20 protein-coding genes are annotated in these 22,410 nt (G+C 54.7%); 6 read left to right on the forward strand and 14 right to left on the reverse strand.

Annotation, left to right across the window (positions count from 1 at the left end):
- Positions 1–33: 33 nt before the first annotated feature.
- Positions 34–1,017 (forward strand): MBL fold metallo-hydrolase, encoded by a 984-nt coding sequence (locus AC0VXT_RS18365; protein WP_475546564.1) that lies wholly within the window; start codon positions 34–36, stop codon positions 1,015–1,017.
- A gap of 96 nt (positions 1,018–1,113) precedes the next feature.
- Here the strand turns inward: AC0VXT_RS18365 and AC0VXT_RS18370 are convergent, their stop codons facing one another.
- Positions 1,114–2,310: a urate hydroxylase PuuD gene (locus AC0VXT_RS18370; protein ID WP_475546565.1), complete on the reverse strand. Its 1,197-nt coding sequence runs from the start codon at positions 2,308–2,310 to the stop codon at positions 1,114–1,116.
- A 296-nt stretch (positions 2,311–2,606) separates the two neighbouring features.
- Between AC0VXT_RS18370 and AC0VXT_RS18375 the strand changes: the two genes are divergently transcribed.
- Positions 2,607–3,518 carry a LysR family transcriptional regulator gene (locus AC0VXT_RS18375; protein ID WP_475546566.1) on the forward strand — a complete coding sequence of 304 codons (912 nt, stop codon included), beginning with the start codon at positions 2,607–2,609 and terminating at the stop codon, positions 3,516–3,518.
- Positions 3,519–3,609: 91 nt separating this feature from the next.
- Here AC0VXT_RS18375 and AC0VXT_RS18380 read toward each other — a convergent pair whose 3' ends face one another.
- From AC0VXT_RS18380 to AC0VXT_RS18390, 3 genes are all read right to left on the reverse strand, one after another.
- A complete protein-coding gene (locus AC0VXT_RS18380) occupies positions 3,610–4,647 on the reverse strand; it encodes a histone deacetylase family protein (protein ID WP_475546567.1) in 1,038 nt (345 codons plus the stop codon).
- Positions 4,648–4,737: 90 nt separating this feature from the next.
- Positions 4,738–5,907, reverse strand: coding sequence for a methyl-accepting chemotaxis protein (locus AC0VXT_RS18385; protein WP_022732600.1), 1,170 nt, complete (start codon positions 5,905–5,907; stop codon positions 4,738–4,740).
- A 23-nt stretch (positions 5,908–5,930) separates the two neighbouring features.
- The gene (locus AC0VXT_RS18390; RefSeq protein WP_101304692.1) at positions 5,931–6,464 is read right to left on the reverse strand and encodes a PAS domain-containing protein; all 534 of its coding nucleotides are present in this window, start codon (positions 6,462–6,464) and stop codon (positions 5,931–5,933) included.
- Between the two features lie 349 nt (positions 6,465–6,813).
- Between AC0VXT_RS18390 and AC0VXT_RS18395 the strand changes: the two genes are divergently transcribed.
- The gene (locus tag AC0VXT_RS18395) at positions 6,814–7,428 is read left to right on the forward strand and encodes a hypothetical protein (RefSeq protein WP_475546568.1); all 615 of its coding nucleotides are present in this window, start codon (positions 6,814–6,816) and stop codon (positions 7,426–7,428) included.
- A 120-nt stretch (positions 7,429–7,548) separates the two neighbouring features.
- Here AC0VXT_RS18395 and AC0VXT_RS18400 read toward each other — a convergent pair whose 3' ends face one another.
- Positions 7,549–8,745, reverse strand: a complete 1,197-nt coding sequence (locus AC0VXT_RS18400; RefSeq protein ID WP_475546569.1) for a helix-turn-helix transcriptional regulator — start codon at positions 8,743–8,745, stop codon at positions 7,549–7,551.
- A gap of 136 nt (positions 8,746–8,881) precedes the next feature.
- On the opposite strand from AC0VXT_RS18400, the gene AC0VXT_RS18405 reads away from it, so the two are divergent.
- Positions 8,882–9,247 (forward strand): hypothetical protein, encoded by a 366-nt coding sequence (locus AC0VXT_RS18405; protein WP_475546570.1) that lies wholly within the window; start codon positions 8,882–8,884, stop codon positions 9,245–9,247.
- 85 nt (positions 9,248–9,332) lie between these two features.
- Here AC0VXT_RS18405 and AC0VXT_RS18410 read toward each other — a convergent pair whose 3' ends face one another.
- From AC0VXT_RS18410 to uraH, 9 genes are all read right to left on the reverse strand, one after another.
- Positions 9,333–10,400: a BMP family ABC transporter substrate-binding protein gene (locus AC0VXT_RS18410; RefSeq protein ID WP_475548597.1), complete on the reverse strand. Its 1,068-nt coding sequence runs from the start codon at positions 10,398–10,400 to the stop codon at positions 9,333–9,335.
- 218 nt (positions 10,401–10,618) lie between these two features.
- Positions 10,619–11,539 (reverse strand): ABC transporter permease, encoded by a 921-nt coding sequence (locus AC0VXT_RS18415; protein WP_475546571.1) that lies wholly within the window; start codon positions 11,537–11,539, stop codon positions 10,619–10,621.
- Complete coding sequence (locus AC0VXT_RS18420) at positions 11,539–12,618, reverse strand: ABC transporter permease (protein WP_475546572.1); 1,080 nt, start codon at positions 12,616–12,618, stop codon at positions 11,539–11,541. The genes AC0VXT_RS18415 and AC0VXT_RS18420 overlap by 1 nt, the downstream gene beginning before the upstream one ends.
- Positions 12,605–14,212 carry an ABC transporter ATP-binding protein gene (locus AC0VXT_RS18425; RefSeq protein ID WP_475548598.1) on the reverse strand — a complete coding sequence of 536 codons (1,608 nt, stop codon included), beginning with the start codon at positions 14,210–14,212 and terminating at the stop codon, positions 12,605–12,607. The genes AC0VXT_RS18420 and AC0VXT_RS18425 overlap by 14 nt, the downstream gene beginning before the upstream one ends.
- An 88-nt stretch (positions 14,213–14,300) precedes the next feature.
- Positions 14,301–14,777 (reverse strand): nucleoside deaminase, encoded by a 477-nt coding sequence (locus AC0VXT_RS18430; RefSeq protein WP_475546573.1) that lies wholly within the window; start codon positions 14,775–14,777, stop codon positions 14,301–14,303.
- Between the two features lie 376 nt (positions 14,778–15,153).
- Positions 15,154–16,206 carry a xanthine dehydrogenase accessory protein XdhC gene (gene xdhC / locus AC0VXT_RS18435; RefSeq protein WP_475546574.1) on the reverse strand — a complete coding sequence of 351 codons (1,053 nt, stop codon included), beginning with the start codon at positions 16,204–16,206 and terminating at the stop codon, positions 15,154–15,156.
- Between the two features lie 3 nt (positions 16,207–16,209).
- Entirely contained in the window at positions 16,210–18,606 is a 2,397-nt protein-coding gene (xdhB, locus tag AC0VXT_RS18440) for a xanthine dehydrogenase molybdopterin binding subunit (RefSeq protein WP_475546575.1), read from the reverse strand.
- Positions 18,599–20,095 carry a xanthine dehydrogenase small subunit gene (gene xdhA / locus AC0VXT_RS18445; RefSeq protein ID WP_475546576.1) on the reverse strand — a complete coding sequence of 499 codons (1,497 nt, stop codon included), beginning with the start codon at positions 20,093–20,095 and terminating at the stop codon, positions 18,599–18,601. The genes xdhB and xdhA overlap by 8 nt, the downstream gene beginning before the upstream one ends.
- Before the next feature lie 8 nt (positions 20,096–20,103).
- A complete protein-coding gene (uraH, locus tag AC0VXT_RS18450; RefSeq protein ID WP_022732611.1) occupies positions 20,104–20,457 on the reverse strand; it encodes a hydroxyisourate hydrolase in 354 nt (117 codons plus the stop codon).
- 467 nt (positions 20,458–20,924) lie between these two features.
- On the opposite strand from uraH, the gene puuE reads away from it, so the two are divergent.
- Both puuE and uraD read left to right on the forward strand, forming a co-directional pair.
- On the forward strand, positions 20,925–21,839 hold the full coding sequence (gene puuE / locus AC0VXT_RS18455) for an allantoinase PuuE (RefSeq protein WP_475546577.1): 915 nt from the start codon (positions 20,925–20,927) through the stop codon (positions 21,837–21,839).
- Positions 21,840–21,863: 24 nt separating this feature from the next.
- On the forward strand, positions 21,864–22,391 hold the full coding sequence (uraD, locus tag AC0VXT_RS18460) for a 2-oxo-4-hydroxy-4-carboxy-5-ureidoimidazoline decarboxylase (protein WP_475546578.1): 528 nt from the start codon (positions 21,864–21,866) through the stop codon (positions 22,389–22,391).
- Positions 22,392–22,410 lie beyond the last annotated feature (19 nt).

Consider the following 22,410-nt stretch of genomic DNA (forward strand, 5'->3'; position numbering starts at 1 on the left):
GGTTTGCCCGGCATGCTTATGAGGAAAAGATCCATGTTATCACGTCGCGACATACTCAAAGGGTCATTGGCCGCCGCCGCCATCGGCGCAGTTGGCAGCACCGTATTTGTTCCCCTGCGTGCGGATGCCAAGGCCCCCTTGGCCGGAACACAGGCACCGGGCTATTACCGTCTGATGGTCGGGGACGTCGAAATCACCGCCCTTTCAGACGGCACAGGTCAGTTTCCGCTGGCCGATCTTTATCTTAACACCACGCCCGAACATGCCCGCACCGCCCTTGCCAACGCATTTCAGGGAACCCCAACGCACCTGTCGGTCAATGCGTATTTGTTGAACTTTGGCGATCGACTGGTGTTGCTTGATGCTGGAACCAGCGATTTGATGGGACCGAACCTTGGCAAGCTTCCGGCCAATATCATCGCTGCGGGCTATCACCCCGATCAGGTTGATGAGATCGTCATCACCCATATTCACCCCGATCACACCGGCGGGCTGACCCTCAATGGCAAAAAGGTCTTTGCCAACGCCACGGTCCATGTCCCCAAACTTGATGCGGACTATTGGCTGAGCACAGCAAACCGCGACAAGGCCCCGGATGAGGCCAAGCTTTTCTTTGATCAGGCCGTTGCCGCGACCAAACCCTATCTCGATAGCGGGATGCTTAAAACATACGCGCCCGATGCGTCCGCCATTCCCGGGGTGATCGACACCACCCACCGCCCGGGCCACACACCGGGCCACAGCGCACTTTCGTTTGAAAGCAAGGGTGAGAAATTCGTCTATTGGGGCGACATCACGCACGGCGATGTTTTGCAGTTTGATGAACCGGGCGTTGCCATCCCGTTTGATGTCGATCCCGATCAGGCAATCAAAAGCCGCGAAGCCGCCTTTGCCGAGGCGGTCGCAGAAAAATATCTGGTCGCGGGCTGTCACATTGCCTTCCCGGGAATTGGTCACGTGCGTGAAGATGCCACCATGTATGACTGGGTCCCGATGAACTATCGCGCGGACGTCTGATCCCCCATCCCTGCCGGGTCTTTTCCCGGCACGTCAACGCAAAAGGGCGGCCGCATCACGCGACCGCCCTTTATCGTCATCAACCAAGATTGGTGATTATTCCGGCATGCCCGCGCGTATCCACTGGCCAAGCTGCGCACGCTCTTCATCGGTCATTTCCGTGATGTTGCCAAGGGGCATGGCCCGGCCAATCACGGCTTGCGCCAAAACGCGCTGTGCATTGGCTTCGATCTGGGCCAGATCATCAAACATCACGCCCGCCGGGGCTTCATCAAACCCTTCGTCGCGCGGGTTTTGCGAATGACAGCTCGCACAGCGTGTTTGAACAATCGCCAAGGCATGATCAGCCGTGATGATGTCTTCATCCGCAAGCTTGACCTCATTGGGGTCATAGGATGCAAACATCGCCAAAACCGCCATGCCAACACCGGCTGCTGGAAGTTGCCAGACAATTGCCTTACCCGTCCCGCCCGCATTGCGGGTGTTAAAGAAATGGCGCACCAGACCACCGATGATCAGGATCAACCCGACAATCAGCCATGACTGATCATGGGAAAACAGCATCGAATAATGGTTGCTGATCATCATCAGCAACACCGGCAAGGTCAGATAGTTATTATGGGTGGAGCGTTGCTTGGCCTGCAGCCCCAATGCCGGATCGGGTGTTTCCCCGGCCATCAGGCTGGCGACGACCTTTTTCTGATTGGGAATGATGATGCGAAACACATTGGCGGCCATGATCGTACCAATCATCGCCCCAACATGGATAAAGGCCCCACGCCCACTAAACACGTGGGTGAAGAAATAAGCTGCGACCATAATCAGGATAAACAGCGCAACCGCAAGCTTACCCGTACTTTTGCCAATCGCACTTTTGCAAATGATGTCATAGATCACCCATCCGGCAAACAGGCTGCCCAGCCCAATCAGGATCGCATCCATCTTGGTCAGCGCCAGAACACTTGGGTCGATCAAATAACTTTCGGCACTCCAGTAGTACATAGTCACCAAAAGCGCAAAACCGGTCAGCCAGGTAAAGTAAGCCTCATACTTGAACCAATGCAGGTCGGCTGGCATGGATTTAGGCGCAACCATCCATTTATTGACATGATAAAAACCGCCGCCATGCACCATCCAGGCTTCGCCGTAGACACCCTCATCCATGTCCGGCCGCTTGCGCAAACTCAAATCCAGCCAGACAAAATAAAACGAAGACCCGATCCAGGCGATGCCCGTAATCAGATGCGCCCAGCGCAGGATCAAATTGATCCAGTCCTGAAACAGTATATCCACGGCGTTAGAAACCTCCGTCTCGCCCAAGGCAGATGACGATCACGTCACGCTTGGGCTGCCCCTCTTTTGGGAATGATACCGGCGCCGCTTGTCCCCACGCCGACCAAGAATCATTCCAATCATTCTCTTATTCAGTCCTACCATAGGCGTCAGAGCACCTCTATTATTAACGCCCCGAGCATAATCGAAATGACTTTCAAACTATTCTTTAAAATGGCACAGTGGACGCCACCAAATTGAACAAACAACAACACTAAACGCCAAAAGCCACGACCAGATCAGGAGCATCCCGCACCATGTCCGACTTTGAGGACATCCAGATTTTTGTCCGCGTTGCCGAACTTGGTAACCTTTCTGCTGCCGGGCGCGAGTTGCGCCATTCGGCCGCCGTCGTGTCCAACCGGATTGCCCGACTTGAAGAACGTCTTGGCGTTCGCTTGCTCAACCGCACAACGCGCCGGGTTAATCTGACCACGGAGGGCGACGTTTATTACCGGCACTGCCTGCGCATTTTATCGGAAATGCAGGAAGCCGAAAATGCCATCGCCAATCAGAAAAACACCACACGCGGCCCGGTAACGCTGACTTGCCCGATTGCATTTGGCAACAAATATGTCGTGCCGATCATTCCGAAATTTGTTGAAAAAAACCCGGATGTGCAAATCCGCCTGCATCTGTCAGACCGGCTTTTGGACTTGCTGCAAGACAAGGTTGACCTTGCCATCCGCATTGCCGAGCTCAAAGAAAGCTCGTTAATTGTCCGCAAATTGGCCGCCAATAAACGCATGCTGGTCGCAAGCCCGGATTATCTTGAAAAGCATGGCACACCAAATGTCCCCAGTGATCTTTTGCATCACAATTGCCTGTTGCTGCGCTTCCCCGGATCGCAACAATATCAATGGACGCTGGTCGGCCCAAATGACGAAGGCGCGGCCACCTTGGCGGTTTCGGGCTCGATGGATTCTGATAACGGCGAAGTCCTGACCCGCTGGTGCCTGGACGGCCATGGCATTGCCCTTAAATCACACTGGGAAGTCGGCACATACATCCGCGATGGCCGTCTGAAGGTGGTTCTGCCCGACTATCAACCACCATCACATGCGGTCTATGCGCTGTATCCGGAAAACCGGTACCTGCCGACACGCGTGCGTGCCTTTGTCGATTTTCTGGTCGGTGAATTTGGCGGCACGCCGCCGTGGGACCGCTGAACACGTTGGCCTGACCCTGCCCATCCAAAATGAAAATGCCCCGGCACACAGCACGGGGCATTTTCATTTCAAGCCACATCTAATCGCGTGATCAGCGTTTGGCTTCATTCAGATATCCACTGAGAACCGCCGCCACATTATGCCCGATCACGTCATGGGCGTAGCCGCCTTCCATGGCAAACACGGTTTTAAGGCCCAAGCGCCCGATCATTTGACCAATGCGTTTGAAATCATCGGTCTGGAGTTTGAAATCACAAATCGGTTCAGCTTCGTGGGCATCAACACCCAGTGCAATCACCAGCGCATCGGGTTGCCATGTCACAAGCTTTTGCATCGCCTTGGCATAACCCTGCCCCCATGCCCCAAAATCACTGCCCCCGGCAAGCGGAATGTTAAGGTTCGCCCCCTGCCCGTCATTACGCCCGGTTTCATTGGCATACCCCATAAAGAACGGGAACTGATGGGTCGGATCAGCATGGAGTGAGATGGTCAGAACATCACCACGTTGATAGAAAATATCCTGCGCGCCATTGCCGTGATGGTAATCAATATCAAGGATCGCAACCTTTTTCGCCCCCTTGGAAATCATCCGCTGGGCTGCAATGGCGCAATTGTTTAAAAAACAATACCCGCCATAACGGTTTGCATGGGCATGATGACCCGGCGGACGGGTCAGGGCAAAGGATGCCTCGCCGTCATGCCACGTTGCATCGGCAGCAGACGTAACAGTCTGCGCACCCCAGTAGGCCGCTTTCCACGTGCCTTGCGTGATCGGGGTATCTGATGAAATGGCAAACTGCCCCAGACGCGCACTAATGTGTTCGGGTTTGCCCCCGGAAAACCCTGCACTGGGCCAGACATAGGGGAAGGCATCGCCCTTGTTCCCCGCCTTGGCCCATGCGTCCCACGCGTTTTCGATGAAATCAAGGTAATCGGCATCGTGGATGGCGCGGATCGGATCCATGCCGTGATCGGCCGGATCAACAAGCTGCGCCTGTACCGCATGTGCGACCGCATCACGGATGATGGGAATGCGCCGGGCATTTTCAAAACAGGGCACCATGCGCCCGTGGTGCATTTCGCCAGCACCGTCATGGGCATCGTGGCGGGCATTAAAGAAAACACGCACGGCACAGTTCTCCTGTGAGAAGGGCAAGGAAAGAGCATCTCTAAGGATGCTCCTGGATCATCACCCTACCCCGATATGTTTAGAAAACGGTTATTTCTTGGCGGTATAGAGCAGCTTTTCAATCGTATCGAGGAACCCGCCCAGCTTATTGCGCAGATTTTCCGACTGTGTCGCCAGACGGCTGGCCATTTCGCGCGTGGTATCTGCGGCATCCCCAGTACGGCTGGCCATGTCGGAAACGACCGTGATGTTATCGGTAACTTCCTGTGCGCCGCTTGATGCCTGTTCGACATTGCGGGTGATGTTTGACGACAGGCTGGCTTGCGTTTCAACATTGCCCGAAATCATGTCCGAGCGCGCGGCCAGATCATCAATCACACCGGCAATTTCACGGATCGACCCGACCGACTGTTCAATCGCGGTCTGGATGTCCTGAACTTTTTCTTCGATGCTTTCGGTGGCCTTACTGGTCTGATTGGCAAGACCTTTGACCTCATTGGCAACCACGGCAAACCCTTTGCCCGCCTCGCCCGCACGCGCGGCCTCAATGGTCGCATTCAGGGCCAGAAGGTTGGTCTGAGCCGCAATATCACGGATAAAGCTGACAACTTCGACGATTTCACCGGCAGCCGCTTCAAGCTGACCAATCCGGCCATCGGTTTCCTGCGCCAGACCATTGGCACGATGCGCAATTTCAACCGATTCACGCGCCTGATCGGACACTTCGCGGATTGACTGGTTCAGTTCTTCGGAGGCCTGCGACACCTCGGTCACATTGCTCGCAGTCTGACGCGCCGCGGCGGCAACAGTGGTCGAACGTGCACTGGTTTCATGGGCAATCGAATTGGCATCGCCTGATGCCTCGGACAAGGCCGAGGCCGCACTGGCAATTTCGTCAACAACGTCAAACGAACCGCTTTTGAAATCATCAAGGATCGATGCAAAACCCGACAGTTTTTCTTCGATTGATGCGGTCGCGGCGTTGATACGTTTTGCCGAAGACAGATATTCACCAACAAGCCCGGTTTCGACAATCCGGCGATAATACCGGTTTTCCGAAACGGCCCCCATCGATGCGGCACTTTCGCGCAAGAACGCATCATTACGGTCGATCAGTCGGTTGATCGCGATAAACAACTCGCGCATGTCCGAATGACTGTCGACATTGGTGATGCGCGCTTCGTAATCACCTTCGGCTGCGGCAAGAACCACATCCAGTGCCTTTTTGATACCTGACTTGGAACCACCAAATAGCGCCATTGCGAACCTCGAACCTCTTGGTCTTAAAGACTTTGGATGAATTTATCGTACGCCATACCGGCATCGGAAAGCTTTTGCGCAAGAACCTTGGATGCGGCCGTCATTCCGTCCTTACGGTTGGCCGTACTGTCCTCGATCTTGCGCAGCTCCGCATAAAGCGGAATGATCGTTTCCTTAAGAATCTTTGGGTCGGCAACCCGGCGATTGGAATGATAGCCAATCACCTTGTGCGCGGCATCAAATGTCGGGGTGATATGGGCATAGACCCAATAATGATCACCCTTTTTGCCCATATTCACGACATAGGCAAAAATCTCATGCCCGGCTGCAATTTCATCCCACAGCATTTTGAAAATGCAGCGCGGCATATCGGGGTGACGGATAAGCGAATGGGGCTGACCAAGGACTTCCTTTTCACTGAAGTCGGCCAAGCTCAAAAACAGTTCGTTGGCATAGGTGATCCGACCCTTAAGGTCGGTCTTGCTGACAATCAGTTCTTCTGGTTTGAAATGGCGTTCCTTGCCGGACGGCTGAACACCTGAACGCTTTTCACTCAACCTTCAATACCCCGTTTATATTTTTCTGCCCCTGCAATTAAGACGTGGAGGGAATTTAGACTGTCCGATTATCATGTAACCTTAACTCAGCGAAGAAAAAATGTAATTTTTCCATAGATTTCACACCCTAACCCTCCTCGCGGAAATCAGAGTAATTTTAGTTTTTGTACCCTTCGCAGATGGGAAATCCGCGCCAAATTACCAGTAGCCAGACGCATAAATGCATCGACCCATCCCCCAGGTGGGGGATGTACAGGTGACCGAAATCACATTCAATGGGACCGAACGCATCCAACCGGACCTGCGCGGGGACGCAGTAGTTCCGGTTTTTCACGCCTGGGAGATTTCGATGAAAAAACTGTTTATTCCTTTTGCCGCCTTGCTTGGATTGGCCGCGTGCCAGACCATGGGCAACAATGTTGTTCGCGACACCAATGTCAGCCTGCTGTCGCTCGACAAACCTGAACTTTCTGTCGGTGACAACTACACATATTATCGCAACGGCAGTAAGGAAACACTGACCGTTACCGCAGAAAAGGCAGATGGATTTGTCTTTTCCGTCACCGAGGGTGACGACGTTGGATGTGTTACCGAAGGTGCCGGCTTTATAAGCCCAGAAACAAAATGGTCCGATTGCGGCGGGTCGAACGGCACACAGACCATCACCAAAACAGGCGAGATCTGGCCGCTTAAGGTCGGCAAGACAATGACCGTTGACGTCAACGGTACAGATGGCAAAGACACTTGGTCTACGACACGCAATTGCGTCGTTGAGGGTGTCGCAATGGTGACACTTGGCACCAAAACCATTCCGACCTACGAGGTGGTTTGTAAGGATACCTCAAACACGCGCACCTGGTTCTATTCACCAGACAACAAATGGCCGATCAAATTCACCAAGGTCCACAAAAAACGCGGCCTGACTGAAAACTACGAGCTCGACCTTGGTCAAGGTGCCAGCTAATCGCGACATCCGAAATCGAACATCAATGATCGCCTGAAGGCCAACCTGTTGACAGGAGATGCTTCAGAAGGTCCGGTTGAACACCTGATCAACCGGACCTCGATCATCTGCGTGTCGATATCACAGCACTTTGCCCGTGACAGAACCCTTGCGTGCTCCATCATCGTTAAGCGGGATCAAAAGCTGCACGGCAAGGCGTACAAGCCCAAGCCGGTCGGGCGCACCTGTTTTGCGCAAGATACTGGCAAGCTGGGATTTAACGGTTTCGCGCCCCTTGCCCAAATGGTCGGCAATATCGCTGTTGCTTAATCCACGCAGAACAGCATCAAAAATATCGGCCTCGGTCGCGGTCAGATTATAGTGTTGTCGCATCAAGCCAACATTCAGGTCCGTGTACCAGAACGGATCAACCACAGTGACCAGCACACCGGAAAATTGCCCCCCAAACGTCCCGCGACTTTCGCGCAGCGGCGACAGATCCAGCAAATAGGCGCTGTTTTCGTTAATCAGGCTATTTAAACGCAAACTTTCCGATGTCTTGAGCAAGCCGTCGCGACGGCTTAGCTTTATAACTGCATCTCGCAACAGACGTGCATCGTGATCATCATGCGCCGAAAGGTGCGCCCCCGCACCCATGGTCAGGCTGTCACCGGTTGAAACGATGCGATTGAACTCGTCATTGGCAAGGATAAGTTCGGAATTGGCCGTCACAATGCCCACCCCGATCCGCAACCGATCCAGCACATCAAGAAACGCACCATATCGGTGACGCAAAAGATTGACCGGCCGGTTCATTTCCAGAACCTTCGTCAAGTGCGGACCAATAAGGCGCAACATTTCCGCAGCCTCGTTTGGCACGAAGGGGCCATCATCACGGTAATGGGTGGTCAGAATGTCATATCCAGACGGGTCCTTGGACAGACACAATCCCGCCGCTTGATTGCAGCCAGCGACTTTTTCAAGCCACGGATAAAACCGTGACGGCGACATATCGCCATTGCGGTGACGCATTTCGTCGCCAACCGAAAATTCGTAAAGATCAAGCTGATGAAAATAGGCCGATCCATCATTTTCATTCAGACCAAGGCGAAGATATTCACCAAGCATTTCTGGCGTAACCCAGGTATTGGCGTGAAACGAATAATCAGAAATTTCGGGTCGAATATTATCGATCCGTACCAGAACAATACTGTTGCTGTGCAGGACCCCGGCCAACCAATCAAGCCGCTCCCCCCACAATTCAGGTGAGATCGCCGCTTCATACAATGAAGGGATCATTTGATTGAGAACGCCAAACTCTTTTTGTCCAATCGTCACGCTACGATTTCCCCTGTCGCCCGTTTATCTCCAAAATAGATAAACCGTTAAAATTCAAAGACAAAGGATTTATACATCTTTTAAACAGCCATGATGTATCATCGGGATGTCGAACAGGGCTTGTCTTGGGGGACAAATGCAACAAGACCTTCGCAATTTTCCGTTCCGTGTTGTCATTCACGAAAAGCAATCAGCGCAAAATGTGCTTGATTGGCTTGATAAGAATATCCGCAGTGACCGCTGGACCATGGGCATTCGCAACATCGAAATCCCTCGGTCCGGGCAATCTGCACCGTTCGTTGATATGGTGATCTATTTTGCCCGCCGGGATGACATGGATCTGTTTCGCGAACGTTGGGCCGGAAAAACCCGTGAACATAAGGTCAAACTGCGTGGGCTGCGGGCCGCCCTGTATGCGTTGCGTCATCCAAGAACCGAAATGGTGGCCTACGAAAAAAGCGGCCCTACCTCGTCACCAACCCCAACACCAGAACGGCCCTGAACGCGCCGAAGCCCTGAAAATAGAAACCCCCGCACAGTTTCCTGTGCGGGGGTTTTTCACCAATCAGAAAGATCGGCAATCTCGATTATTTCGGCAATTCAGCGTCGATGCCTTTGATGTACCAGTCCATGCCAAGCAGCATGCCATCTTCGGCCATTTCGCCTTCCTTGATACGCAACTCACCTGCCTGATCATAGATCGGGCCGGTGAACGGATGCAGTTCACCCGAAGAAATTTTGGCTTCGACTTCTTCTGCAAGCGCTTTTACGTCGTCAGGCATGTTGGTGTAAGGCGCCATGTTGACCATGCCGCTATCAATACCACCCCAGGTGTCGATCGACTCCCACGTGCCATCAGCAACCGCTTTGGCGCGCTCGACATAGTATTTGTCCCAGTTATCAACAATCGCGGTCAGCTGTGCTTTTGGCGCAAACTTGATCATGTCAGAAGCTTGACCGAAACCAAGAACGCCACGGTTTTCTGCAACCTGAAGCGGTGCCGGGCTGTCGGTATGCTGCACCATGATGTCAGCACCCTGATCGATCAGCGCCTTGGCAGCATCACCTTCTTTGCCCGGATCATACCAGGTGTTGGCCCAAACGATTTTCACTTTAACGTCCGGGTTCACCGACCATGCACCAAGCATGAAGGCGTTGATGCCACGCACAACTTCCGGGATCGGGAACGACCCAACATAGCCGACGGTGTTCGACTTGGTCATTTTACCGGCAATTACGCCCGCAACATAACGGCCCTGATAGAAACGTGCGGCATAGGTCGAAAGGTTATCGGCACGTTTGTAACCGGTTGCATGTTCGAATTTCACATTCGGGAACTGCTTGGCCACTTTTTCGGTCGGGTTCATATACCCGAACGAAGTGGTGAAGATCAGATTGTGACCGGTCTGCGCCATCTGACGGATAACGCGTTCCGCATCGGCACCTTCTGGCACACTTTCGACATAGCTTGTCGAAGCCGCATCACCCAATTCTTTTTCAATCGCCTGACGGCCAATGTCGTGACGATAGGACCAGCCATGGTCGCCAATCGGGCCAACATAAACAAAACCGACTTTGACGTCTTCGGCCTGGGCTGCACCCATGCCCAATGCAAGTGCACCCGTCGCCACAACGGCGGTAAGGGTACGCTTCATGAAACTTGTATTCATTATGTAGTCTCCCTGTTAATCAGCAGATCAGGATTTAAACACATTCCTGTTTGCAATCAATGACGTGTTCTCACGCGAACCAAGACTCAGACAAACCGGCCACACCAATCGACCGCCTTGTGTGAGTTTTGGTCCGTCGCGCTCTTCCTCCCGCTGGGCTGGAACATCATTTGTCGTGTTCCGGTCCCAATCGCAGACCGGCCTTAGTGGGCCGGTCTGAACGCCTGACCAATACAGGCCGGCGCATTCAGTCTGATTTTCGCACGGTCACTGGAAATAATCACCAGCACAATCACCGTCGCCAGATACGGCAGCATCGACATGAACTGGGATGGCACATGAATGCCCGCTCCCTGCGCATGAAGCTGCATGACCGAAATCAGGCCAAACATATAGGCCCCGGCCAACAACCGCCCCGGACGCCACGTGGCAAACACCACCAGTGCCAGCGCGATCCAGCCACGGCCCGCCGTCATATTTTCCGCCCACATCGGGGTATAGGACAGCGACAAATACGCCCCGGCCAATCCGGCCATCGCCCCGCCAAACATCGTGGCAAGATAGCGGATTTTAATCACCGAATAGCCAATCGCATTGGCCGAATGATGCGAATCACCCACCGCCTTGAGGATCAATCCCGCCCGGGTTCTAGTCAGGAAATAACCCACCCCGAACACCACAAGCAACGAGAAATAAACAAGGAAGTCCTGCCCAAACAGGATCGGACCAATCACCGGAATCTGGCTGATCCCCGGGATCGAAAGTGACGGCAGCGGATCAATCGCAAAACCGACAAAACCCGATCCGACAAGGGCGGAAAAACCAACCCCGAAGATGGTCAGCGCAAGTCCCGTCGCCACCTGATTGGCCATCAGGGTCAAGGTCAGAAACGCAAAGATCAGCGATATCAACACCCCGGCCACCACCGATGCAAAAATACCCAGAATGGCCGATCCGGTCGTCGCGGTGACGGCAAAACCGGCAATCGCCCCAACCAGCATCATGCCTTCGACGCCAAGATTAAGCACACCGGACTTTTCCGTGATCAACTCACCCGACGCCGCCAGCAAAAGCGGGGTCGATGCGGTAATCACCGTCAATGTGAAAGGAACAATCCAATCCATTATGCGGTTCTCCCTTTTGCCGCGATAGAACCGAAACGAATACGGTATTTGGTCAAAACATCACAGGCCAGCAGGAAGAACAGCAAAATCCCCTGAAACAGGCCGGTCACCGCATTGGGAAGCCCCAGCGTAATCTGGGCAAGTTCACCGCCAAGATAGGTCAGCGCCATAATCAAACCACCAAACAGAATGCCCACCGGATGCAAACGCCCCAAAAAGGCAACAATGATCGCGGTAAAGCCATATCCGGGCGAAATCGACGGCTGCAACTGGCCAATCGGGCCCGCAACTTCAAACAAACCAGCCAATCCCGAAAGTCCACCACCCAAAAGCAGGGTAAACCAGATCATGCGTTTTTGGCGGAACCCGACGTGGCGGGCGGCCTGCGGGGCCTTGCCAACCACACGCAACTGAAACCCGATCAAGGATTTCGACAGTAACAACCACCCGGCAATCACCACCAGAACCGCAATCGCCGTGCCCAGATGCACCCGCGTGCCGTCATAAATGATCGGCAACAGTCCGGCATCGGGGAAGGGGCGCGATTCCGGGAAGTTAAATCCTTCGGGGTTCCGCCACGGACCATGCACCAGATAACTTAAAAACAGGGTCGCAACATAGGTCAGCATCAGGCTGGTCAGAATTTCATTGGCGTTAAAGCGCGTGCGCAACAGGGCGGGAATTGCCCCCCAGAACGCCCCGCCGATGGCGCCAAACACCAGCATGGCCGGCAGCAAAAACACGCTTTGACTGTCATAGAAATAAAGGGCTAAGCCACCGCCAAAGATCGCCCCCATGGTCAGCTGCCCTTCGGCACCAATGTTCCAGACGTTTGCCCGAAACCCCATCGCAAGACCAATCGCAATGATCACAAGCGGGGTCGCCTTGACCAGAAGCTCGGACACGCCATAGCTGTTGCTGATCGGCAGAATAAAGAAGGTATAAAGCGCTTCAAGCGGGTTCTTGCCCATAAAGGCAAAGATGATGCCGCCAACAACAAGCGTCATGACGATTGCCAAAACCGGCGACAGATAGACCATCGCCTGTGAATGCGAACGGCGGGGTTCAAGCCTGATCAACGCGGCCTCCTGTGCTTAACGTGCCGTTCGCCGGGGTCGCGTCGCCGTCCAGATCATGGAGGCCCCCCATCAACAGACCAATTTCTTCGATGCTGACATCGGCCATCGGACGCGATTTGGACATTTTGCCCTCCGACATCACAACGACCTGATCACAAATCGCAAAAATCTCGTCGAGATCCTGCGAAATCACCAGAACCGCCGTACCCTTTGCCGCCAGATCAAGCAACGCCTGATGAATGGCACTGGCCGCGCCGGCATCAACCCCCCAGGTCGGCTGGGAAATCACCAGCACACCGGGGTCTTGCAGGATTTCACGCCCGACGATGAATTTTTGAAGGTTCCCACCTGAAAGACTTCCGGCTTCAGCCCCCGCACCGGTGGTGCGGACATCAAATGTTTTAATGATGGTATCGGCAAAGGACCTCGTCGGGACTTCGCGGATCAAACCGCGTGCCGTCAAGGCCATCCGGCGAAATGCCGTCAGGAACCCGTTTTCGGCCAAACTCATATCGGGCACGGCACCATGGCCATTGCGTTCTTCGGGCACGAATGTCGCGCCAAGGCGACGGCGGCGGCGCGGTCCGAAATGCGCGACCGACGTACCATCAATCTTGATGTTATCGGGGGCGGCAAACTGTTCGGTTTCCCCCGCCAGTGCCTGAAACAGTTCGTTCTGACCGTTCCCGGCAACCCCGGCAACACCGAGGATTTCACCGCCGCGCACGGTCAGATTGACATCCTTAAGATCAGTGCCAAACTGTTCTTCGCTGGCCAGTGACAAATTGCTGACCTCAAGACGAACCTCGCCAAAGGCCCGGTCATTGCCCCTGTCCGGTGCGGTCAGTTTCTGGCCGATCATCATTTCGGCCATCGATTTTGCGGTTTCTTCCCGCGGGTCACAGCCGCCAACCACCTTGCCACCGCGCAGGACCGTTGCCGTCTGACACAGCGCTTTGACCTCATGCAGCTTGTGGCTGATATACAAAATAGCACAGCCTTCCGCTGAAAGACGGCGCAGCGTTTCAAACAGCTTTTCGACTTCTTGCGGGGTTAAGACCGAGGTCGGCTCATCAAGAATAAGAAGCTTGGGATTTTGCAGCAGGCACCGGACAATCTCGATGCGTTGGCGTTCGCCAACCGACAACGTATAAACATGGCGATCCGGATCAAGCGGCAGGCCATAGGTCTTTTCAACCTCGACCACCTGCTTGCGCAGCACCTCCATGTCGCGCACGTCATTCATCGCCAGTGCAATGTTTTCAAGCACCGTCATGGTTTCAAACAGCGAGAAATGCTGGAACACCAGACCAACACCCATTTCACGCGCATCATGCGGGCTGTGAATGGTCACTGGCTTGCCGTCCCAAAGCACCTCGCCCTGATCGGCCTGCAAGACACCGTAAATGATTTTCACAAGCGTACTTTTACCAGCCCCATTTTCCCCAAGCAGCGCATGGATCTCGCCCGGTTCGATACGGAAACTGATATCGTCATTGGCCAGACAGCCCGGAAAGGCCTTGGTCACACCGCGCACCTCAAGTTGCGCGTGCCCTGCCCCCGTCATGGCTTCTGCCCCGGCATCACCGGTCATTGACGTCACTGCTACCACCCCTATTTAGCAATATGATTTTGCACACCGTCGGCGGTTTTACCGCATTCTGTGCTGCAATCAAACGGTCTCAATATGCGATCTTGTCGGTTTTGGTGTCCCAGGCGGCGAAAACCTCGCGCGCTTCGGGCACATCGACATGCTCGATGGGCAAGGACCGATCCGTGATCGGCTTTGCCACTTCATCATACAGGAACTGATCATCAAAACCGATGGCGGCGGCATCATCGCGGCCATTGGCATAATAGATCTTGTCAAGACGGGCCCAATAGATCGCCGAAAGACACATCGGGCAGGGTTCGCAACTGGTGTAAATCTCGCACCCGGCAAGGTCAAAACTGCCAAGTTTTTCGCACGCCGCACGAATGGCGCTGACCTCGGCATGCGCGGTTGGATCGTTTGTCGATGTGACGTTATTCCATCCTTCGGCAATCACTTCACCATTGCGCACAATGATTGCCCCGAACGGCCCACCACATCCCTCGTTCATTTTTTGCCGGGATAAATCCACGGCATGGCGCATATGGCCCTTTTTGGCATCACACACTGCCAGTTCTCCTTTGCGAAACCCTTGATCTGGCAAACCAGATCACCTGATCAGGCCGTCATTAACGCGGCCCTTTATCATTAAAAACACCTTCAATGAAGGCTCATACCAACGGTTCTCATTATTGACCGGTTTGACCGGCTTGTCGCGTCTGCTGGCAAGGCATGTTTCGCGCCGTGGTCTTTCTGACCACAAGCGGAACATAACGATGTCCGGCGGACGCGACAAGCCGGCCCTTCGGGTGGGCCAAATTCGTCCATCGGCTGCGTTCCGTCGCTTGCCCATATCCCCGATATGACCGGCACGACACGCCTCGCCGACTAAACGAATTTGGCGCCATCAAACCGGTCAATAATGAGAACCGTTGGTATTACAATCAACCCGCCCCGTCTGATGCGGTTTTAATCGGCTGATTTTGCGCCATCTGTGCTTCGCGCACAGACAGCAATTGCACGGCAACTGACGCCGCAATCACGGCGGGCTGTTTGCCGGTAATCCCACCAACGCCAATCGGGCAGGTCAAACGACCAATCGCCGCTGCGCTTAAACCCCGATCGGTAAGCCGCCGGATAAAACGCGCGCGTTTTGTCTGACTGCCAATCATGCCGACAAAGCCAAGATCACCGCGCACCAACGCCGCCCGGCAGATGTCAAAATCAAGCGCATGGTTGTGGGTCAGGATCAAAACATGCGCACCAGCTGGAATATCGGCGACTTCTTCTTGCGGTTTATCACTGTGACACACCTGAAGTTTCGCCCCGCTCAGTCCTGTCAGATAGTCCTCACGCGAATCGACAAGATGAATGTCAAACGGCAAGGGTGCCAAGGCATTCACCAGTGCCGCGCCCACATGCCCGGCCCCGAAAATCCACACCGGTGTCGCCGCGTCATCCAGACGCAGACACAGCATATCCACACCGTTATGGCTCACCATCCCGCCGCGCAATGCACCGAAGGTCCGCATTAACACGGATGATTGCTTGGCATCGGCCACATCGAGGTGATTGTCGCTGGTCGGCATCATGATCCAGTGACCATCGTTTTGCCCGCCGCCGCTAACAAGCTGTTTGAAGGCGCTTGAAAGTATGGTCTTTTGCGACGGCCCAAGCAGATGAAACCCGACCTCAACCGACCCGCCGCAACATTGGCCCAAGCCCGGCCCCAGCGGGAACCGCACGATTTCAGCATTGGCGATGTCAGGGATGTTAGCGCTAACATCCTCTGCTGCGGCAAATGCATCGCGCACCCAGCGCGTCACCTGATGTTCAAGGTTTCCGCCACCAATCGTACCGGAAATGCCCTCTGACCCGATCAGCATGAAAGCACCGGCTTCACGCGGGGTTGATCCGCGAATGGCCGCAACACTGACCAGCATCACCGGCCCCGACGATGCCAACAGATCAATATGTGCACCATGCGACAGGGTCATCGATTATTCCCCCGCCGCGGGCATGGATTGCCCGACATTTTGCATCATCCGCTTGGCCACATCGGCCACCGCATACAAAACCGCCTCGGGCGTTGCCGGGGTATTCAGGGCCGGGATCACCCTATGATCGGCGACCGAGGCAATCGCATCGGCAATTGCGCGATGAACCGAAATCGCCAACATCAGGGGCGGCTCACCCACCGCCTTGGACCGGTGAATGGTTTTTTCAACGTTGCGTCCCGATGACCACAATTCCATGCGGAAATCTTCCGGTCGATCCGAACAGGCCGGGATTTTATAGGTTGATGGCGCATGGGTGCGCAAATTGCCCTTATCATCCCACCAAAGCTCCTCGGTGGTCAGCCACCCCATGCCTTGGATAAAGCCGCCTTCGATCTGACCACGGTCAATCGCCGGATTAAGCGACCGCCCGACATCATGAATGATATCCACCCGCGTGACCTTGTTTTCACCGGTCAGGGTATCGATCAAAACTTCCGAGCACGCCATGCCATAGGCAAAGTAATAAAATGGCCGGCCCGACGCGTTTTCGCGGTCGTAATGGATTTTCGGCGTCGCGTAATAACCTGTCGCCGACAACGACACCCGTGCGAGATAGGCCTGCTTGATCACATCGGCAAAGCTCAGCTCCGCCTGATCACCGACAATCACCTTGCCGGGCACAAACCGCACCGCCACCTCGGCCACACCGTATTTTTCCGCTGCAAACGTGATCAATCGGTTCTTGATCGTCATCGCCGCATCACGGGCCGCCATGCCGTTCATATCCGCCCCGCTTGAGGCGGCTGTCGCCGATGTATTGGGCACTTTTCCGGTATTGGTCGCGGTGATCTTGATCTGATCAAGATCGATCTGGAATTCCTCGGCGACGACCTGGGCGACCTTGATAAACAGGCCCTGCCCCATTTCCGTCCCGCCATGGTTCAAATGCACAGACCCGTCCTGATAAACATGGATCAGCGCCCCGGCCTGGTTCAGGAACGACGTGGTAAAGGAAATGCCAAATTTGACCGGCGTTAACGACAGCCCCTTTTTCAAAACCGAGCTTTGCGCGTTAAACGCCTGCACATCCGCCCGGCGTTTGCGATAATCGCTGGCGGCCAGAATATCATCGGTCAGGTCACCCAGAACATTGTCTTCGACCACCATGTGATAGGGCGTCGTATTGCGATCATCGGTCCCGTAATAATTGGCAATCCGCACATCCAGCGGATCGCGGCCAACGGTCATTGCGATTTCATCAATGATGCGTTCAATCGCCACCATGCCCTGCGGCCCGCCAAAGCCACGGAACGCCGTATTGGACACCAGATTGGTTTTGCAGCGGTACGACCGAATTTCGACATCGCCAAGGTAATAGGCATTGTCGGTATGGAACATCGCCCGGTCAGCAATCGCAGCCGACAAATCGGCCGAAAAACCGCAATTGGCGGCATATTGGATATCAAGCCCGCAAATCCGCCCGTCATCGTCAAAGCCGACATCATAATCGACAATAAAATCATGGCGCTTGCCGGTCATGACCATATCGTCATCCCGGTCCAGCCGGAATTTCGCCGGGCGACCGGTTTTCACCGCCACAATGGCGGCCAATGCCGCCCATTGGGATGCTTGCGTTTCCTTACCGCCAAAACCGCCCCCCATGCGGCGCACTTCGACCGTGACGGCATTGGCCGGACGGCCCAAAACATTGGCAATGTTGTGCTGAACTTCGGATGGATGCTGGGTCGAACAATGCAACAAAACGTCGCCGTCTTCCTGGGGAATGGCGAAACTGATCTGGCCTTCGAGGTAAAAGTGATCCTGCCCACCAATTTCCATCCGGGCTGACCGGCGGTGCTTGGCCTTGGCCAATGCGGACGCCGCATCGCCCTGCTTCATCACATGGGGCGGGGCAACAAAAAGCTGCTTTTCAAGTGCTTCATCGACCGACAGAACCGCTGGCAATTCTTCATATTCAATGTCCGCCAGTTTGGCGGCATGGCGGGCTTGTGCGCGGGTTTCCGCCGCCACACAAAAAACCGGCTGACCATAAAACTGCACCAATCCATCGGGCAAGACCGGCTCATCATGGGTATGGGCCGGGGACACGTCATTGACACCGGGTATATCATCAGCGGTTAAAACACAGACAACACCGGGTGCTGTCCGCACCTTGGACAGGTCCATTTTGGTGATTTTGCCATGCGCGATGGTTGCTGCACCGGGTGCCAGATGCAGCGTGCCATACGGCTCGATAATGTCATCAATATAAACCGCTTCGCCCGCGACATGTTTCGGGCCGCTATCATGCTTGGACGCGGTCCGCACCCCACCGGAAAGCCCGGTCGTTGGGGCAAGAAGGTCTTCGGTTTGGCTGTTTGCAGATGGGTCAGACATGTGCAGCCTCCTTACCGACAAGGCGGGTGGCAATATCGGGCGCGCTGGTTTCAATAAACAGCTTGGTCAAAAGGTTCTGCGCGACCAGCATGCGGTATTCCTTCGATGCCCGCATATCGGTCATCGGCGCAAAATCACTGACAAGGGCAAGCTGGGCGGCACTGAGGCTGGCCTCATTCCAGTCCTGCCCGATCAGGGCCGCCTCACATTTCTTGGCCCGCATCGGGGTCCCGGCCATACCGCCAAACGCGGCACGGAATTCCGCCACCTTGCCATCCGCAATCCGGATCGCAAAGGCCCCCAGAACCGCCGTGATATCCTGATCAAACCGTTTGGAAATCTTATAGGCCTTGAAAACCAAGCCGGATGTCGGCTTGGGCACAATTACGCTTTGCACAAACTCGCCGGGCATCCGGTCTTGTTTGCCATAGCTGATAAAGAATTCTTCCAACGGCACGTCGCGCGTTACATCGCCCATGCGAAGGATAATTTTCGCCCCCAGTGCAATCAGGGCCGGCGGCATGTCACCAATCGGCGATCCGTTGGCAATATTTCCGCCAACCGTCCCGGCATTGCGGATTTGCCGCGATCCGATACGCCGGACCAGCTCACCCACATCGGCCGCCACCCGGCCCAGCGCATCATGTGCGCGGCTATAGGTCACACCAGCCCCGATGGTCACGGCCGTCTCGGTTTCGCTCACCGATTTCAAATCATGGACATCGCCAATGTAAATGATCGGATCCAGCCGCTTGAGCATCTTGGTCACCCAAAGCCCAACATCGGTTCCGCCCGCCAATACGGTTGCGTCCGGATGCGCCACCAAAAGGGCCGCCAGTTCATCGGATGTGCGCGGCGCGTAATAGCGACCCGCAGCATGTTCCACTGCCAAAGTCCCGCCATCCTTGACCATATCGGTCAAACGGGTGGCAAGGTCGGCGCGGCGCTTTTGTTCAGTTGTGTCATTGGCGGCAACACCGCCAGCATTCCGCGCCGCCTCGATAATCGGGCCATAGCCGGTACAACGGCACAGGTTCCCGGCCAGCGCATCATTGATCGCACCCCGGTCATCTTCGCCGCCATCAAGCCAAATCTGATACAGGCTCATGACAAAGCCCGGCGTGCAGAAACCGCATTGCGACCCGTGGGTATCAACCATCGCCTGTTGCACCGGGTGCAAGCTACCATCTTTGGATTTCAGATGTTCGACCGTCAAAAGCTGTTTGCCATCAAGGGTCGGGACAAACTGGATACAGGCGTTTACCGTGCGATAGGCCATGCCCCCATCGCCATTTGGCTCACCAATAATGACGGTACAGGCCCCGCAATCCCCCTCCGCACAGCCTTCTTTCGTACCTGATTTGCGTTCTTCAAGACGCAGGTAATCAAGAACCGTCATCTGCGGATCAATATTGCGCAGGCTGCGTTCTTCGTCCCCCAAAAGGAAACGGATGTCAGGGCGCATAGTGATGTCGGTGTGTTGCGTCATGCCCGGCCTCAGCTTCCGCGATAGGTCGAATAGCCGAATGGCGACAGCAAAAGCGGCACATGATAGTGCGACTGCCCGTCTGAAATGCCAAACCGGATGACAACCTGATCAAGGAACTTCGGGTCAGGAAGCTCTGTGCCACAGGCGTCAAAATAATCGCCCGCATGGAAAACCATCTGATACTTACCGGGCTTGAATGAGGCCCCGTCGAGCATCGGTGCATCGGTCCGACCATCAACATTGGTCACCGCCTCGGCGACAAGGTCATCATGGCCATTGCCAAAACGATGCAGCTCGATCCGGATACCGCCCGCCGGACAGCCTTTTGCCGTGTCGAGTACATGCGTCGTCAGTCGTCCCATGGCGGGCCTCCCTCTCTCAAACTCTTATATGGTGGTCGATCGCTTCTCCCCAGGTCGGCATTCTATTTGGTGATTTTGTGCCGTACCAATTTTGAGCGATGTTTTTTTAAGCCCTTCCCGTTTAGGGCAATTTTAAAAAGGGTCGCATTACGACCCGTTCTCGGAAAGAGGCGATAAAGTGAAACTATATCAATAATTCTTTGAAAAACGAATTCCGTCACTTCGTGCAGAATGGTACGAAACAATGGTCAAAAGCCCAAGCGCCAAGACATAACGACCACAAAAACGTGGCAAACCGCTGATCCCGTCCAGGAACATTATCAAAGTCGTATTGATAGTGCGGCGCTACAGCAACGGAGTTCTTCCTTGCTGCACTGCGACCTATGGTTAATGCTATACCCATAGATGCTACACCAAACATCCCGGCAGACAAAGCAAGGGATACAAAGAAGGCAGGAGAGGCAGAAATGAGCGACCAGAATTATGCGCGCGATCTGATTGGCTATGGCGATACCCCGCCCAAGGCCAACTGGCCGAATAAGGCCCGCGTCGCGGTTCAGTTCGTCCTGAACTATGAGGAAGGTGGCGAAAACTGCATCCTGCATGGCGATAAGGCATCCGAGGCGTTTCTGTCGGAAATCGTTGGCGCGGACATGCGCGAAGGTGTCCGTCATATGAGCATGGAGTCGATCTATGAATATGGATCGCGCGTTGGTGTCTGGCGGATACTGAACCTGTTTCGCGAACGCCAAATCCCGATCACGGTCTTTGCCGTTGCCATGGCGCTGGCGCGCAATCCCAAGGTTGGCGAAACCGCGATGAAGGATGGCCACGAAATTTGCTCGCACGGCTATCGCTGGATTGATTACCAATATCTGTCCGAAGACCTCGAACGCGACCATCTTCATAAGGCGATTGAGATTATCAAAGGCATCACCGGCGAACGCCCGCTGGGGTGGTACACCGGACGCACCAGCCCCAATACACGCAGCTTGGTCGCCGAAGAGGGCGGGTTCCTCTATGATGCCGATGATTACAGCGATGAACTCCCGTTCTGGAGCACCCAGACCGAAACCCCGCATCTGATCGTGCCTTACACGCTTGATGCCAATGACATGCGCTTTGCCGCCATGCAGGGGTTTAATTCCGGCGAACAGTATTTCCAGTACCTCAAAGACAGCTTTGACACGCTGTATGAAGAAGGGGTGGAAACGCCGCGCATGCTGTCCATCGGGTTGCATTGCCGCTTGGTTGGCCGTCCGGGCCGTTTTGCCGCCCTGAAACGTTTCGTCGATTATGTCCAAAGCCACGACAATGTCTGGTTTGCACGCCGCATTGATATCGCACGCCATTGGCGCGAACATCATCCGTTTGGCGGCTAAGAAAACAAAAAAGTAAAGGTCACCATGACGAACACCACACCATCGCTTTTTGAAACCCGCCCGCCCAGCACATTGGCCGAAAGCGCCTTTGTCTCGCGCTATGGCTGGGTTTATGAACATTCGCCGTGGGTCGCCCATAAATTGTATGAGCGCGGCATTAGCAGTGCGCTTGATACCCCCACAGCCCTTGCCGATGCGATGGCGGCCGTGGTCAATGGCGCGGTTGATGCCGATAAGCTATCCTTGCTGCGCGCTCATCCCGATCTGGCTGGAAAACTGGCCTTGGCCGATTTGACCGCCTCCTCACAAAGCGAGCAAAAAGGGGCCGGGCTTGATCAATGCAGTGCGGATGAACTGGCCCGCTTTACCGAGCTTAATGACGCCTATAAGCAAAAATTCGGCTTCCCGTTTATCTTTGCCGTAAAGGGCTTTGACCGCGCCGATATTCTGAGCGCCTTTGAACGCCGCGTAAAAAACGATGCCGAGGCCGAGTTTAACGAGGCCATTGGTCAAGTCCATCGCATCGCCAAACTACGTCTTGAAGATCTATAAGCATAAAAATATCCGCGCG

The sequence above is a fragment of the Thalassospira sp. Z349TD_5 genome, assembly GCF_056173045.1.

Coding starts and splice junctions, on each gene's coding strand:
- AC0VXT_RS18365 (WP_475546564.1), top strand. CDS start 34: ATGTTATCACGTCGCGACATACTCAAAGGGTCATTGGCCGCCGCCGCC.
- AC0VXT_RS18375 (WP_475546566.1), top strand. CDS start 2,607: ATGTCCGACTTTGAGGACATCCAGATTTTTGTCCGCGTTGCCGAACTT.
- AC0VXT_RS18385 (WP_022732600.1), bottom strand. CDS start 5,907: ATGGCGCTATTTGGTGGTTCCAAGTCAGGTATCAAAAAGGCACTGGAT.
- AC0VXT_RS18395 (WP_475546568.1), top strand. CDS start 6,814: ATGAAAAAACTGTTTATTCCTTTTGCCGCCTTGCTTGGATTGGCCGCG.
- AC0VXT_RS18405 (WP_475546570.1), top strand. CDS start 8,882: ATGCAACAAGACCTTCGCAATTTTCCGTTCCGTGTTGTCATTCACGAA.
- AC0VXT_RS18410 (WP_475548597.1), bottom strand. CDS start 10,400: ATGAAGCGTACCCTTACCGCCGTTGTGGCGACGGGTGCACTTGCATTG.
- AC0VXT_RS18415 (WP_475546571.1), bottom strand. CDS start 11,539: ATGGATTGGATTGTTCCTTTCACATTGACGGTGATTACCGCATCGACC.
- AC0VXT_RS18425 (WP_475548598.1), bottom strand. CDS start 14,212: ATGACCGGTGATGCCGGGGCAGAAGCCATGACGGGGGCAGGGCACGCG.
- xdhC (WP_475546574.1), bottom strand. CDS start 16,206: ATGACCCTGTCGCATGGTGCACATATTGATCTGTTGGCATCGTCGGGG.
- xdhB (WP_475546575.1), bottom strand. CDS start 18,606: ATGTCTGACCCATCTGCAAACAGCCAAACCGAAGACCTTCTTGCCCCA.
- xdhA (WP_475546576.1), bottom strand. CDS start 20,095: ATGACGCAACACACCGACATCACTATGCGCCCTGACATCCGTTTCCTT.
- uraH (WP_022732611.1), bottom strand. CDS start 20,457: ATGGGACGACTGACGACGCATGTACTCGACACGGCAAAAGGCTGTCCG.
- puuE (WP_475546577.1), top strand. CDS start 20,925: ATGAGCGACCAGAATTATGCGCGCGATCTGATTGGCTATGGCGATACC.
- uraD (WP_475546578.1), top strand. CDS start 21,864: ATGACGAACACCACACCATCGCTTTTTGAAACCCGCCCGCCCAGCACA.